We start from the raw sequence: 13,872 nt of genomic DNA on the forward strand, positions 1-13,872 counted from the left end.
TCATGCGCCAGGCGTGAGGGACTTGCCTCATTTCATTTGTCTTCGCCACAGTGGGTTTCGCATGAACAAATCGCGGCAGCAGCACCTTACCCGTTGGCTTCGTCAACAGCGCCATCATGCCGGTCCCTGGCTACGACTTGCCTCACTCTTAGGTTCAGCAGGCGCACTACTGATTATCATGCAGGCCTGGCTGCTGGCTTCGTTACTGCAGGCACTTATTGTCGAGCAGCAAGCGCCGCAATCCCTCCTGCCCCGCTTTATGTTACTGCTGTTGTGCTTTGTGCTGCGCGCGGTGCTGAACTATGCCCGCGAGCAGGCAGGCTTTCGGGCCGGTCAGGCCATCCGCCAGGCACTGCGTAAACAGGTGTTGGATCGTTTATCCGATCTGGGGCCCGCCTGGATACAGGGCAAACCCGCAGGCAGTTGGGCAACACTGCTTCTGGAACAAACCGAAGATATGCAGGCGTACTATGCGCGCTATCTGCCGCAGATGACGCTGGCAGCGGTAATCCCTTGCTGCATTCTGATTACCCTGTTCCCCCTGAACTGGGCCGCCGGATTGATTCTGCTGGCTACGGCACCGCTGATTCCGCTCTTTATGGCGATGGTGGGCATGGGCGCGGCCGATGCTAATCGCCGCAACTTCCTGGCCCTGGCACGCCTGAGCGGTGACTTCCTTGATCGCTTACGCGGGCGGGAAACGCTGCGGCTGTTTCACCGGGCTGATGCAGAGAAGCAGGCAATTGCCGCCACGACGACAGATTTTCGTCAACGGACGATGGAGGTTTTACGCCTGGCCTTTCTCTCCTCCTCAGTGCTGGAGTTTTTTGCCTCATTAGCCATCGCCGTAGTGGCGGTTTATTTTGGTTTCTCGTATCTGGGCGAGCTGCATTTTGGCGATTATGGTAAAGGCGTCACGCTGTTTGCCGGTTTCCTGGTGTTGATTCTGGCCCCCGAATTCTTTCAACCTCTGCGCGATCTTGGCACCTTCTATCACGCTAAGGCACAGGCAATCGGCGGGGCCGATGCCCTTGAGCGGTTTATGCAGGACACTCCGTCGTCAGACAGGGCCTCAGGTAATGTCGCGTTTAGCGCCACTTCGCCGCTGGAGCTGGTTGCTGACAATCTTGTGGTCTGCGCCCCCGGCGGCAAGGTTCTGTGCGGCCCTCTACATTTCACCCTACGGGCAAGCGGGCGCGTGGCGCTGGTCGGCAAAAGCGGTGCAGGCAAAACCGCGCTGTTAAATGCCCTGCTGGGGTTTTTACCCTATGAAGGGTCGCTCAAAGCCAATGGCATTGAGCTTCGCGACATAGCACGACGCGACTGGCATCGGCATCTTGCCTGGGTGGGACAAAACCCACAGTTACCGGCCGCAACGTTGCGTGAAAATATCGTCATGGACGCGCCCCTGGATATGGAAAGACTGGACAGGTTAACCGCCGCCTGTGGCATCAACGAATTCCTCCCCCGGATGCCTGAAGGGCTGGATACCGCGCCTGGCGATGCGAGTAACGCGTTGTCCGTCGGACAAGCACAGCGTATTGCGGTAGCGCGAGCGCTGTACAAACCGGCTCAGCTATTGCTACTGGATGAGCCTGCCGCCAGCCTGGATGCACTCAGTGAACATCACGTTATGCTGGCGTTAAATCAGGCCGCGACGCAGCAAACCACCCTGATGATTACGCATCAGATTGATTCGCTGCAAGACTGGGATGAAATCTGGCTCATGGAGGAAGGAAAACTGGTGCAGCAGGGCCACTGGCAGCAACTTACCTCACAGCCTGGGCCGTTCCGTGAATTGCTGCGACATCGTCAACAGGAGTGCATCTGATGTCTGCTCTGCGTCCTTTTATACGATTGTGGCTGCGTCATCCCTTCCGGCTGACGCTGGGAATGATTCTGGCCATCGTCACGCTGTTAGCCAGCATTGGCTTGCTGACCTTATCCGGGTGGTTTCTGGCGGCCTCGTCTGTCGCTGGCGTTGCGGGACTGTACAGTTTTAACTATATGCTTCCCGCCGCAGGTGTGCGCGGCGCGGCAATTATCCGCACGGCGGCCCGTTACTTTGAACGGCTGGTCACTCACGACGCGACGTTTCGGGTGTTAGAACATTTACGCATTTTCACCTTCAGCCGTTTGATTTCGCTGGCCCCCGCTCAGCTTGCAGCCTTTCGTCAAGCGGATCTGCTCAACCGCTTTGTCGGTGATGTCGACACGCTGGATCATCTCTATCTGCGGGTAATCTCACCGCTGCTGGGTGCGTTTATCGTCATTGTGGTGGTGACGGTCGGTTTAAGTCTGATTGACCTGCAGCTGGCTCTCACCCTGGGCGGTGCCCTGCTCGCCCTGCTCTGCATCTTGCCACCGCTCTTTTACCGCCTGGGCGCACCGGCGGGCGTTGCGATTACCCGTCAGCGTTCGCACTGGCGCGTGCAGTTAATGCACTGGCTGGCAGGTCAGGCTGAACTGACGTTATATGGTAATGCTGCAGTCTGGCGCACCAGACTCGACAGCAGTGAACAACAGTGGCAGGAAGCACAGCGTCAACAAGAACGTTTACAGGCGCTGGCGCAAAGTCTGTTACTGATATGCAGCGGCATGACGGTTACTGCGCTGCTCTGGCTCAGCGCAGAGAGCATTGCGCAGCAGCAACTTCCCGGGCCATTCATTGCGCTGGTGGTATTTTGTGCTCTGGCCGCTTTTGAAGCCCTGGCCCCGGTCGCGGGCGCATTTTTGCCACTGTCTCAGGTGATAACGGCGGCCCAACGCGTCAATGAAATTATCGAACAAACACCGGCGATTGTTTTTCCCTCTAAAACCGTTATCCCTTCTGGTGCATTACACGTAAGCCTACAGGCGCTTGATTTTTGCTATCCGGGACGCCCTGAAAAAGTGTTGAATCAGTTTTCATTAAGCATTGAGGCGGGAGAACACGTTGCGCTGCTCGGACCGACCGGCTGTGGAAAATCGACATTGCTTGGGCTGCTTACGCGCGCCTGGGATAGTCAGCAAGGTGAGATTAGGTTAAACGCAGTTCCCCTTACTGAGTGGGATGAGGCGCAACTCCGGCAACGCATCAGCGTTGTCACCCAGCGTGTTCATCTGTTCAGCCAGACCCTGCGTGACAATTTATTGCTGGCCTGCCCCAACGCCAGCGACGAAACCCTGACTGCGGCATTAATGCAGACTGGTCTGCAGACCCTGCTGGATAACGAGGAAGGATTAAATGCCTGGCTGGGCGAAGGCGGTCGTCCGCTGTCTGGGGGCGAACTGCGACGTCTGGCGCTTGCCCGTGCCCTGCTGCATAACGGCGACCTGTGGCTATTGGATGAGCCAACGGAAGGCCTTGATGCGGCGACCGAGCAGCATATTCTCGCCTTGCTGCAGCAGCTTACGGCAGGCAAAACCGTCATTATGGTCACTCACCGTCTGACAGGCCTGGCGCAGATGGACAGAATTTGCCTTATGGACAGCGGCCGAATCATTGAGCAGGGAAATCATTCCGAATTAGTCGCAAAAGGTGGACGTTACTGGCGTTTCCAGCAACGCTTTGCGTTATAGTTTCGTGCAAAAGCTGATGGATAACGTAACGCGATGAGACTGGTTCAACTGTCACGGGAATCGTTGCTCTTTCCTCCCCCGGAAATGGCCCTGCGCGAGCCCAATGGTCTGCTGGCCATGGGCGGCGATCTTTCGCCTGCCCGTCTGCTCAGCGCCTATCAGCAAGGTATTTTCCCCTGGTTTTCGCCGGGCGATCCAATTCTGTGGTGGTCACCCGATCCCCGTGCGGTGTTGATCCCTGAACATTTTCATCTTAGCCGCAGTATGAAACGCTTTCATCAGCAATCGCCTTATCGCGTCACCATGAACGAAGCCTTTGCTGATGTCGTTGAGGGCTGTGCCGTGGGCCGCGAAGAAGGAACCTGGATCACCTTTGAAGTGAAACGCGCATGGCTGAAACTCTATGAGCTGGGCCATGCTCACTCCATTGAAGTCTGGCGCGGGCAACAGCTGGCAGGCGGCATGTACGGGCTGGCACTGGGCCAGATATTTTGTGGTGAATCCATGTTCAGCCTGCAAACCAATGCTTCAAAAACCGCACTATGGGTTTTTTGTCAGCATTTCATTAAGCACAAAGGACGCCTGGTGGATTGTCAGATACTTAATCCCCATACGGCATCGTTGGGCGCGGTCGAAATCCCGCGTGAGGCTTACCTGGAATCGGTAAAAAACCTGTCATCTCAACCCGTTGACAGCGGCTGCTGGCTCAACCAGACCCTTTTTTAAAGCTCGCGCAGATGTTTTGCACACACAAAGTCGGTTAAGTGCTATAATAGCGGCGTTTGGTATGTCGTCCGCGCTTGAATTTCAAGCCGGAATTGCCAGGCTGGGAATCTCATCGCACTCTCGGGACTGTTTCAATCGTGCGCGTGTTACCGGTTGATTCAGATTCTTAGCCCGCTAATCCCCCGCAGACGTCACATAAACAACCTAATTTAACCGACATGCTCGCGTTATAAGCGAAGCACGGCGATGCGTTGGCTTTATTGCCGACGGTTCTTTACATAACTCGTTGAATTGGGCATTATCTTGCCGGTTCAACTGAAAGGTAGTACACCCAGAGGATTCGATGGCCAAAGAAGACAATATTGAAATGCAAGGTACCGTACTGGATACGTTACCTAACACCATGTTCCGCGTAGAACTTGAGAACGGACACGTGGTTACCGCTCATATCTCCGGTAAAATGCGTAAAAACTACATCCGCATCCTGACGGGCGACAAAGTGACTGTCGAGCTGACCCCGTACGACCTGAGCAAAGGCCGCATTGTCTTCCGTAGTCGCTGAGTTGCGTTGATGCTATTGCCTCCAGCCGAGGCAATAAAAAAAAGGCCGGATATTATATTATCCGGCCTTTTCTCTTTCCGTCACACAGTGCTTAGTGCACAGTGCCTTCCGCTTTACGTTTTTGCGCACTCAGGAAGTGATAGGTTAACTGGCCTTTCTCTTTATCCAGTGCAACCGATACTGAACCCCCTTCCACCAGCGAACCAAACAGCAGTTCATTGGCCAACGGTTTCTTCAGGCTTTCCTGAACGGTACGCGCCATTGGACGTGCACCCATCGCTTTGTCGTAGCCTTTCTCTGCCAGCCAGTCACGCGCTTCATCACTGACCTCAAGTGAAACGCCTTTAGCATCCAGTTGGGCCTGCAGTTCAACGATAAACTTGTCCACCACCTGATGAATGACTTCGGCCGACAAGTGGCTGAACCAGATAATGTTGTCCAGACGGTTACGGAATTCAGGCGTAAAGATTTTTTTAATCTCTTCCATTGCGTCAGTGCTGTTGTCCTGATGAATCAGGCCAATAGATTTACGCTCGGTTTCGCGCACGCCAGCATTGGTTGTCATCACCAGTACCACGTTGCGGAAATCCGCCTTGCGACCGTTGTTGTCGGTCAACATGCCGTTATCCATTACCTGCAGCAACAGGTTAAACACATCCGGATGCGCTTTCTCAATCTCATCCAGCAGTACGACAGCATGAGGATGTTTGATCACCGCATCAGTCAGCAGACCACCCTGATCAAAGCCAACATAGCCCGGAGGCGCACCAATCAGGCGGCTGACGGTGTGACGCTCCATGTACTCGGACATGTCAAAACGCAGCAGTTCAATCCCCAGCGCTTTCGCCAGCTGAACGGTAACTTCGGTTTTACCGACGCCCGTTGGACCAGCAAACAGGAATGAACCCACCGGTTTGCGATCCTGTCCCAGACCCGCACGGCTCATCTTGATCGCTTCGGTCAAGGCTTCAATGGCATTATCCTGACCAAACACCAGCATTTTCAGGCGGTCGCCCAGGTTTTTCAGCGTATCGCGATCGGTGGCGGACACGCTCTGCTCCGGAATACGCGCGATACGCGCGACCACGGTTTCAATATCAGCCACATTTACGGTTTTCTTGCGTTTGCTGGCTGGCATCAGGCGTGCACGGGCACCCGCTTCATCGATAACGTCAATGGCTTTATCCGGCAGATGGCGATCGTTGATATATTTCACCGCCAGTTCGACTGCCGCACGCACGGCTTTCGCGGTGTAACGAACGTCATGGTGCGCTTCATATTTGGTTTTCAGGCCGTTAAGAATCTGTACCGTTTCTTCTACCGACGGCTCGGTAATGTCGATTTTCTGGAAACGGCGCGCCAGGGCGCGATCTTTTTCAAAGATGTTGCTGAATTCCTGATAGGTCGTGGAACCCATCACGCGGATTTTACCGCTAGAGAGCAGTGGTTTAATCAGGTTGGCGGCATCGACCTGCCCACCCGATGCGGCACCCGCACCGATAATGGTGTGAATCTCATCAATAAACAGGATGCTGCTGTTATCCTGCTCCAGCTGTTTTAACAGGGCTTTGAAACGTTTCTCAAAGTCGCCACGGTACTTGGTACCCGCCAGCAGAGAGCCGATATCCAGAGAGTAGATAGTGCAGTCCTTCATCACCTCAGGCACGTCACCCTGCACAATGCGCCAGGCTAAACCTTCCGCAATGGCCGTTTTACCGACACCGGATTCCCCCACCAGCAGCGGGTTATTTTTACGGCGACGGCACAGAACCTGAATAGTGCGTTCCAGCTCTTTGTCGCGACCGATCAGCGGGTCAATTCCGCCAACGCGAGCAAGCTGATTAAGATTGGTGGTGAAGTTTTCCATACGTTCCTCCCCGCCTGCTTGCTCTTCGTTAACCGGGTTTTCAGCACCAGGTGCCTGGCCAGGTTCGTCTTTACGCGTGCCGTGAGAGATGAAATTCACCACATCAAGGCGGCTGACTTCGTGTTTGCGCAGCAGGTAAGCCGCTTGCGACTCTTGCTCGCTGAAAATGGCAACCAGTACGTTCGCACCGGTAACTTCACTGCGTCCGGATGACTGAACATGGAAAACCGCACGCTGTAGTACACGTTGGAAGCTGAGCGTCGGTTGCGTATCACGCTCTTCTTCGCTGGCAGGCAGCACAGGCGTGGTCTGTTCAATGAAGGCTTCGAGTTCCTGCCGTAGAGCCACAATGTCCACCGTACAGGCTTCCAGTGCCTCTCTGGCCGACGGGTTACTGAGCAACGCCAGTAACAGATGCTCGACGGTCATAAACTCATGACGGTGCTCACGCGCTCTGGCGAAAGCCATGTTTAAACTGAGTTCCAGTTCTTGATTGAGCATTAGGCACCTCCTCCAGTTAATCGCTCTGACCTGCTTCCTGTATGGAGAGAGGCTCAGGCTTTTTCAAGCGTACACAGCAACGGATGATGATTGTCCCGCGCGTAATTATTCACCTGCGCCGCTTTGGTCTCAGCGACCTCTGCGGTAAATACACCACAGATTGCTTTACCGTGGTAGTGAACTTTCAGCATCAGTTGCGTTGCACGTTCAATATCATAAGAAAAGAACTTTTGCAGAACGTCAATAACAAATTCCATAGGTGTATAATCGTCATTATTCAGAATGACTTTATACATGGAAGGCGGTTTTAACCCTTCGCGTACTTTTTCGTCGGCTAAGTGTTCAAAATTTAGCCAGTCATTTGTGTTTGCCATAGTGTTCCGTTGTGATTCTGTACATCGTCATCAAATCCAGGGTCATCTGTAGAGTTTAACACGTGTGTCAAGTGCACTGTCGCTAATGCATTCTCAGGCAAAAAACCCTGCACGCGACCTGTATCACAAAATTTCAAATAGCGTTAACTACCTCAAATTTTGATGATTTTTTCCCCACGTTGCCCGGTGCTTTGCTTGACGACCGTGGCAGTTTCTCTACATTCTACCTTCATAAGCTGATTGAGTTTTAATCAAACCCGACTCACGGCTTCAGTGACCTCACCTACTTATAAAATGTCTTGCGAGGGAAGTAAAAGCATGGAGACAGGTACCGTTAAATGGTTCAATAACGCCAAAGGTTTCGGCTTTATCTGTCCAATCGGGGGCGGAGAAGATATCTTCGCACACTACTCAACGATACAGATGGATGGTTACAGAACGCTAAAAGCGGGCCAGCAGGTTCATTTTGACGTTCATCAAGGCCCTAAAGGCAACCATGCCAGTCTGATTGTACCTGTTGAAGTGCAACAGGCCGTAGCCTGAGATCCCCCCAACGTTGGACCGCTCCGTCAACAATGCCAGCCTGCCGCGCTGGCATTTTTACGCTGTAACCCCTATCCCGCTTTGCCCTGCGCCAGGGTAATCACCTGGGAAAACATCTCCCGCAGGCGTTCCGGGATTGCCTCGCTGCCGCGTTCGGCTGCTGCCATAGCGACCGTGATAGCCAGTTCAGGTTTTGATGTACGATGAATAGCTTTGGTAATAATACGCCTGGGATTAACAGGTACGTTTAACGGCAGGTGCGCTGCCTCATGATACACATCACTAAAGCCATGTTGATAAAGGAACTGCTCCATATCCGCCGCCGGGAGCTGCGTCAGGTGATGCTTCTCGACATCATGAGGCTGGAGCTGGCTGCGCGCCGTGGCTGCATATTTTTTCCCTGCCATATCCCCGTCAGTCAGCACATGCCAGGCAATGCCCATACGTCGGGCAAATTTTAACAACGGTTTTAGCCCGGACTGTGCAAACTCAATGACTTTAATTCCTTCAGCGGCGAAGTGAAAACCGCATTGTCGCGCCATTTCGTTGATGATCCAGACTTCGGTTTCACCTTCAACCAGAAGCCAGCAGCGGGCAAACAGGGCTGAAGGCCGGTTGACTTTGATATGGAAGCCGATGCGGCGGCTCTCTTCCGCACTCAGCCCTTCGGGACCAATGCGCCATGCGGCCACGCGCGTTGGCTCACGCACCAATCGGCAAACGTTCTCCACCGCGACCTGAGAAAGCAGCTCTCCAGAATTGGTCGTCGCAATCTTCTGTAACGGGAGCAACGTGAGAAGGTTCCATGCTACGGATAACATGATGGGATGCAGCCGGGTTTCCGGATCTTCAATCAGCAACAACGGCCGGGCGCCCGGTGCCAAAGGTTCGCTTCCTCGCGCCTGGACCAGCAAGCTAAACATGCGCAATAAAATAAGTTGGCGGCTGCGGACGTCCGTGGCGGCAATCAGATGATTCAGTTGGTCCAGTGAACGCCAGCCCTGAATACCGTCACGTGATTGTGGATCGACGCGGTGCATCTGTCCGCCATTCTCAGGATGCTGGACCAGAAAGTAGTGTTCCATCAACTGCTGCATGGTCTGTAATCCCTGACGCAGCATGTCATTACTCAATTGCTGTGGATGCTGTTCCAGATCCCGAGTCAGTTTATCCAGCTCTTTCGCCAGTTGATTCAGGGTGGACAGACGAGCATCAATACCGCTTTCGACCGGGCGAACACGTCGGCTAAAACGTGCATCGCGCAGCCGTAATACTGGATTCATGCGCAGCAGATAACTTATCGCCGCCGCACTTCCCTCTTCCGCTAGCACATGACCATGGCTATCGATAAAGCGCCGTGTTGAGGTGATCTGGCCGTCACGTCGCCGGGCGTGCACGCTGTAACTCAGTCGGCGTTGTCCCTGTTCGGCGGGTTGCCAGAACGGCTGTAGCAGGTCGCTGTTTTCCGCGTCGTCATCCCTGAAGTGGAAAACGACCGACAGGCGATGAACCCGATCGTCGACCTCGCCCGGCGTAAAGTGAAAATCGTCAGGAGAAAACACATACTCACGCGAGTGGGGCGACAGCAGCAGGCTGAGCGCGTCCAGCAAACTGGATTTACCCCAGGCGTTTTCGCCAATCAGCAGGTTTATACGCGTCAGGGGTAAAGAGAGCTGATTAATGCCGCGAAATCCCCGGATATCGATATGTTCCAGAATCATAGCGTTTTTATCCTCTTTGTTGTCCGCAGAATGAAGCGGCTTCATCAGGCGGTCAAGTCACTTTGTTGCAAGGGTTTACTCACCTGGGCTTTTTCGCTAGCGTGTCGAGACTTTCGACATGGACGAACCGATCAATATGTATTCCGGACTCTTAATTATCCTGTTGCCCCTGCTGGCAGGCTGGCTGTTACCGCTTCGACACATGACGTTTCTCAAGGCCGTCAACCGACTGTTAGGCTGGATGGTCTACGTCATTCTGTTTTTTATGGGCATCAGCCTGGCCTTTCTCGATAATCTCAGCAGCAATCTGCTTACGGTGTTTTATACCGCGGCCGTAACAGCGACATGCATTCTGCTATGTAACCTGCTGGCGTTGCATTGGCTGGAGCAACGGCTGCCCTGGCAGCACAGTCACAAACAGCAAAAGCTTCCTTCACGTCTGCATATGGCGCTGGAATCACTCACGTTATGTGGTGTGGTTGTCGTAGGTTTTGCGTTGGGCCTGACCCAATGGCCCTGGCTGCATCATGCCGCCGCCGCCAGTGAATATGCATTAATCTTTCTGCTCCTGCTGGTGGGCATTCAACTGCGCGGTAGTGGGATGACGTTGCGCCAGATGGTCTTAAACCGTCGTGGCATGATGGTCGCGCTCGCGGTGCTGATCAGTGCGCTGCTGGGGGGAATGATCGCGGCTCTGGTACTGGGACTGCCGCTGAAAACCGGGCTGGCCCTGGCCAGCGGCTTCGGCTGGTACTCTTTATCGGGGATTCTGATGACGGAAGCCTTCGGCCCGGTAATTGGCAGCGCCGCCTTCTTCAACGATCTGCTGCGAGAGCTTATCGCGATTATGTTGATCCCTGTGCTGATCGCCCGTCACCGCAGCACTGCACTGGGGTTATGCGGCGCAACCTCTATGGATTTTACCTTACCGGTTTTGCAACGGGCAGGCGGTACAGAAATCGTCCCAGCCGCGATTGTGCACGGCTTTGTCATGAGCCTGCTGGCACCGGTACTCATCGCCCTGTTCTCCGCCTGACCGCCCAATTCAACTTTTGATGCAATTTTTTACGGTTGAGTTGAATCAGCGTCGTCTACGCTTCTTTGAGTTGTTTGATTCTGCTATCCCCTGGATGGCGACGGATTACCAAGGAGAAGAAGATGAAACAAACCGTAGCGGCGCTGGTGGCCAAAACCCTGGAAAACGCCGGCGTAAAACGTATTTGGGGCGTCACAGGTGACTCACTAAACGGCCTGAGTGACAGTCTGAACCGAATGGGCACCATTGAGTGGATGCCAACCCGACATGAAGAAGTGGCTGCCTTCTCGGCAGGCGCAGAAGCGCACGCCAGTGGCGAACTGGCGGTGTGCGCCGGCTCCTGTGGTCCCGGTAACCTGCATTTAATTAACGGGCTTTTTGACTGCCACCGCAACCGGGTGCCCGTACTGGCGATTGCCGCGCATATTCCCTCCAGCGAAATCGGCAGTGGTTACTTTCAGGAAACCCATCCTCAGGAGCTGTTCCGCGAATGTAGCCACTACTGCGAACTGGTGTCGAATCCCGAGCAACTGCCACAGGTGCTGGGCATTGCCATGCGGAAAGCCATTCTGAATCGCGGCGTATCCTTGATTGTGCTGCCCGGTGATGTGGCGCTGCAGCCAGCACCGGAATCCGCACGCGCAGACTGGTATCCGCCGCAGTTGCCGGTCGTGCTACCGTCCGCCGATGAGCTGTCTACCCTGGCGCAAACCCTGAACGGCGCGACCAATATTACGCTGATGTGCGGCAGTGGTTGTGCGGGTGCACATCGTGAAGTCGTCGAGTTGGCGGCGATGCTGAAAGCGCCAGTTGTGCATGCGCTTCGCGGTAAAGAGCACATCGAATACGACAATCCCTATGATGTCGGCATGACCGGGCTGATTGGTTTCTCCTCGGGCTTTCATGCCATGATGAATGCGGATACCCTGGTGCTGCTTGGCACCCAGTTCCCCTACCGCGCTTTCTACCCTGAAAAAGCGAAAATCATTCAAATCGATATTAACCCCGGCAGCCTGGGCTCGCACTGCCATGTGGATCAGGCCTATATCGGCGATGTCAAAACCACGCTGCGTGCTCTGCTGCCCAAACTGCAGGTCAAAACCGAGCAGCGTCACCTGGACAGTGCACTGAAGCATTATGCCGAGGCGCGTAAAGATCTGGATTCGCTGGCAACAGCCAATGATGACCAGCCGATTCATCCGCAATATGTGGCACAGCAAATCAGTGAGCTCGCCGCCGACGACGCGATTTTCACCTGCGATGTGGGAACCCCAACCGTGTGGGCAGCACGCTATTTGAAAATGAACGGCAAACGCCGCCTGCTGGGTTCCTTTAACCACGGTTCAATGGCAAACGCGATGCCACAGGCGATGGGCGCACAGTCACTTAACCGTGACCGCCAGGTCGTGGCGCTATGCGGCGACGGCGGATTCAGTATGCTGATGGGCGATTTCCTGACTGTTGCCCAGTTGAAGTTGCCGGTAAAACTGGTGATTTTCAACAACAGCTCTTTGGGCTTTGTCGCCATGGAAATGAAAGCGGGCGGTTACCTCACCGATGGCACCGACCTGCACAATCCTGATTTTGCCGCCATTGCTCAGGCCTGCGGCGTGAAAGGCATTCGGGTGGAGAAAGCCTCCGAGCTGAATGGCGCGCTGGAACAGGCCTTTGCTCACGATGGCCCGGTTCTGGTGGATGTGATTACCGCGAAAGAGGAACTGGCGATGCCGCCAGAGATTAAGCTGGAGCAGGCCAAAGGGTTCAGCCTGTACATGTTGCGCGCCATCATAAACGGTCGCGGTGACGAAGTACTTGAACTGGCAAAAACTAACTGGCTGCGGTAAAACAGATGGATGTTACAGGCGGGCTCTCCGCCCGCCTGACTTTCCGCTGCCCAGGAGCACAATGTGATTGATCTACGCAGTGATACCGTAACCCGTCCCAGCGCTGCCATGTTACAGGCGATGATGACGGCTGAAACCGGCGATGACGTTTATCGGGACGATCCCACCGTTAACGCACTTGAAGCCGAAGCGGCACGACTGAGCGGCAAAGCCGCAGCGCTGTTTTTGCCAACCGGTACGCAGGCCAACCTGGTGGCGTTAATGAGCCACTGCCAGCGTGGTGAAGAGTACATTGTGGGCCAGCAGGCACATAACTATAAGTACGAAGCGGGCGGCGCAGCGGTGCTGGGAAGCATTCAACCCCAGCCCATTCTGGCTGCCGCCGATGGCAGCTTGCCGCTGGATGTGGTGGCCGAATTTATCAAACCCGACGATATCCATTTTGCGCCCACCCGACTGCTTAGCCTTGAGAACACCCATCATGGTAAAGCCCTGCCTGCAGCCTATCTGGAGCAGGCGTGGCATTTCACCCGCGAGCATAAGCTGGCGCTGCACATTGACGGGGCGCGTATTTTTAATGCCGTCGTGGCGCAACAAACTACCCTTGAAAATCTTGCCCGTTATTGCGATACGTTAACCATCTGCTTGTCGAAAGGCCTGGGCGCGCCCGTGGGTTCGCTGCTCTGTGGCGATGCGGATTATATTGAACGTGCGCGCCGCTGGCGCAAGATGACAGGCGGCGGTATGCGCCAGGCTGGCGTGCTGGCCGCGGCTGGGCTGTATGCGCTGCAACACAACGTTGCGCGTTTGCAGACCGATCACGAGAATGCCGCCTGGCTGGGACAGGAGTTGCAGAAAATCGGCGTCGAGGTGACCGAGCAGCAGACAAATATGCTGTTCGTGCGCGTGCCGTCAGACCAGGTTAACGCGCTGGGCCAGTGGATGAAATCCCATGATGTCCTGATGAGCGTTGGTCCCGTCACCCGAATCGTCACCCATCTGGATGCTGAGCGCCCGGTGCTGGAAAAGGTACTGGCCTACTGGCGGGCGTTTTTAGCGCAGCATCGTCCCGATGCCGCCGTCAACACATCTACCCTGTCGGCGTCCCCTTACGCGGGTCGCTAGATCGGAAGCGCA

Annotated in this window: 10 protein-coding genes and 1 pseudogene; 8 read left to right on the forward strand and 3 right to left on the reverse strand. The window is 54.8% G+C overall.

Going from position 1 to position 13,872, the window contains the following annotated elements; translation table 11 throughout:
- The first annotated feature begins 61 nt into the window (after window positions 1-61).
- The 4 genes from cydD (at window position 62) to infA (ending at window position 4,849) form a co-directional block, all read left to right on the forward strand.
- Window positions 62-1,831, forward strand: a complete 1,770-nt coding sequence (gene cydD, locus QNH99_RS14845) for a heme ABC transporter permease/ATP-binding protein CydD (protein ID WP_410516864.1) — start codon at window positions 62-64, stop codon at window positions 1,829-1,831.
- Window positions 1,831-3,561, forward strand: a complete 1,731-nt coding sequence (gene cydC, locus QNH99_RS14850) for a heme ABC transporter ATP-binding protein/permease CydC (protein WP_410516865.1) — start codon at window positions 1,831-1,833, stop codon at window positions 3,559-3,561. Before cydD ends, cydC begins: the two co-directional genes overlap by 1 nt.
- 33 nt (window positions 3,562-3,594) lie before the next feature.
- On the forward strand, window positions 3,595-4,287 hold the full coding sequence (aat, locus tag QNH99_RS14855) for a leucyl/phenylalanyl-tRNA--protein transferase (RefSeq protein ID WP_218995169.1): 693 nt from the start codon (window positions 3,595-3,597) through the stop codon (window positions 4,285-4,287).
- Between the two features lie 343 nt (window positions 4,288-4,630).
- On the forward strand, window positions 4,631-4,849 hold the full coding sequence (gene infA, locus QNH99_RS14860; protein ID WP_002211347.1) for a translation initiation factor IF-1: 219 nt from the start codon (window positions 4,631-4,633) through the stop codon (window positions 4,847-4,849).
- 91 nt (window positions 4,850-4,940) lie between these two features.
- Here the strand turns inward: infA and clpA are convergent, their stop codons facing one another.
- Together clpA and clpS are read right to left on the reverse strand one after the other, a co-directional pair.
- Window positions 4,941-7,217: an ATP-dependent Clp protease ATP-binding subunit ClpA gene (gene clpA, locus QNH99_RS14865; protein WP_063878934.1), complete on the reverse strand. Its 2,277-nt coding sequence runs from the start codon at window positions 7,215-7,217 to the stop codon at window positions 4,941-4,943.
- Between the two features lie 53 nt (window positions 7,218-7,270).
- Window positions 7,271-7,591 carry an ATP-dependent Clp protease adapter ClpS gene (gene clpS, locus QNH99_RS14870; protein ID WP_063878933.1) on the reverse strand — a complete coding sequence of 107 codons (321 nt, stop codon included), beginning with the start codon at window positions 7,589-7,591 and terminating at the stop codon, window positions 7,271-7,273.
- Window positions 7,592-7,909: 318 nt separating this feature from the next.
- Between clpS and cspD the strand changes: the two genes are divergently transcribed.
- The gene (cspD, locus tag QNH99_RS14875; protein WP_024470922.1) at window positions 7,910-8,134 is read left to right on the forward strand and encodes a cold shock-like protein CspD; all 225 of its coding nucleotides are present in this window, start codon (window positions 7,910-7,912) and stop codon (window positions 8,132-8,134) included.
- 71 nt (window positions 8,135-8,205) lie between these two features.
- Here cspD and QNH99_RS14880 read toward each other — a convergent pair whose 3' ends face one another.
- Window positions 8,206-9,855 (reverse strand): DUF2813 domain-containing protein, encoded by a 1,650-nt coding sequence (locus QNH99_RS14880; RefSeq protein WP_410516866.1) that lies wholly within the window; start codon window positions 9,853-9,855, stop codon window positions 8,206-8,208.
- A 136-nt stretch (window positions 9,856-9,991) separates the two neighbouring features.
- On the opposite strand from QNH99_RS14880, the gene QNH99_RS14885 reads away from it, so the two are divergent.
- The 3 genes and pseudogenes from QNH99_RS14885 to ltaE all read left to right on the forward strand — a co-directional run.
- Window positions 9,992-10,891, forward strand: coding sequence for a lysine exporter LysO family protein (locus QNH99_RS14885; protein ID WP_109717279.1), 900 nt, complete (start codon window positions 9,992-9,994; stop codon window positions 10,889-10,891).
- 122 nt (window positions 10,892-11,013) lie between these two features.
- The gene (poxB, locus tag QNH99_RS14890) at window positions 11,014-12,735 is read left to right on the forward strand and encodes a ubiquinone-dependent pyruvate dehydrogenase (protein WP_410516867.1); all 1,722 of its coding nucleotides are present in this window, start codon (window positions 11,014-11,016) and stop codon (window positions 12,733-12,735) included.
- A 63-nt stretch (window positions 12,736-12,798) separates the two neighbouring features.
- A pseudogene (gene ltaE / locus QNH99_RS14895) lies at window positions 12,799-13,797 on the forward strand (low-specificity L-threonine aldolase); the annotation flags it as partial.
- Window positions 13,798-13,872: the final 75 nt, after the last annotated feature.

It is taken from the genome of Pantoea allii (genome assembly GCF_046529425.1).
Lineage (GTDB): Bacteria > Pseudomonadota > Gammaproteobacteria > Enterobacterales > Enterobacteriaceae > Pantoea > Pantoea allii.

Excerpts from the sequence above, each read along its gene's own strand:
- cydD (WP_410516864.1), top strand. The coding sequence starts at position 62 with ATGAACAAATCGCGGCAGCAGCACCTTACCCGTTGGCTTCGTCAACAG.
- cydC (WP_410516865.1), top strand. The coding sequence starts at position 1,831 with ATGTCTGCTCTGCGTCCTTTTATACGATTGTGGCTGCGTCATCCCTTC.
- aat (WP_218995169.1), top strand. The coding sequence starts at position 3,595 with ATGAGACTGGTTCAACTGTCACGGGAATCGTTGCTCTTTCCTCCCCCG.
- infA (WP_002211347.1), top strand. The coding sequence starts at position 4,631 with ATGGCCAAAGAAGACAATATTGAAATGCAAGGTACCGTACTGGATACG.
- clpA (WP_063878934.1), bottom strand. The coding sequence starts at position 7,217 with ATGCTCAATCAAGAACTGGAACTCAGTTTAAACATGGCTTTCGCCAGA.
- clpS (WP_063878933.1), bottom strand. The coding sequence starts at position 7,591 with ATGGCAAACACAAATGACTGGCTAAATTTTGAACACTTAGCCGACGAA.
- cspD (WP_024470922.1), top strand. The coding sequence starts at position 7,910 with ATGGAGACAGGTACCGTTAAATGGTTCAATAACGCCAAAGGTTTCGGC.
- QNH99_RS14880 (WP_410516866.1), bottom strand. The coding sequence starts at position 9,855 with ATGATTCTGGAACATATCGATATCCGGGGATTTCGCGGCATTAATCAG.
- QNH99_RS14885 (WP_109717279.1), top strand. The coding sequence starts at position 9,992 with ATGTATTCCGGACTCTTAATTATCCTGTTGCCCCTGCTGGCAGGCTGG.
- poxB (WP_410516867.1), top strand. The coding sequence starts at position 11,014 with ATGAAACAAACCGTAGCGGCGCTGGTGGCCAAAACCCTGGAAAACGCC.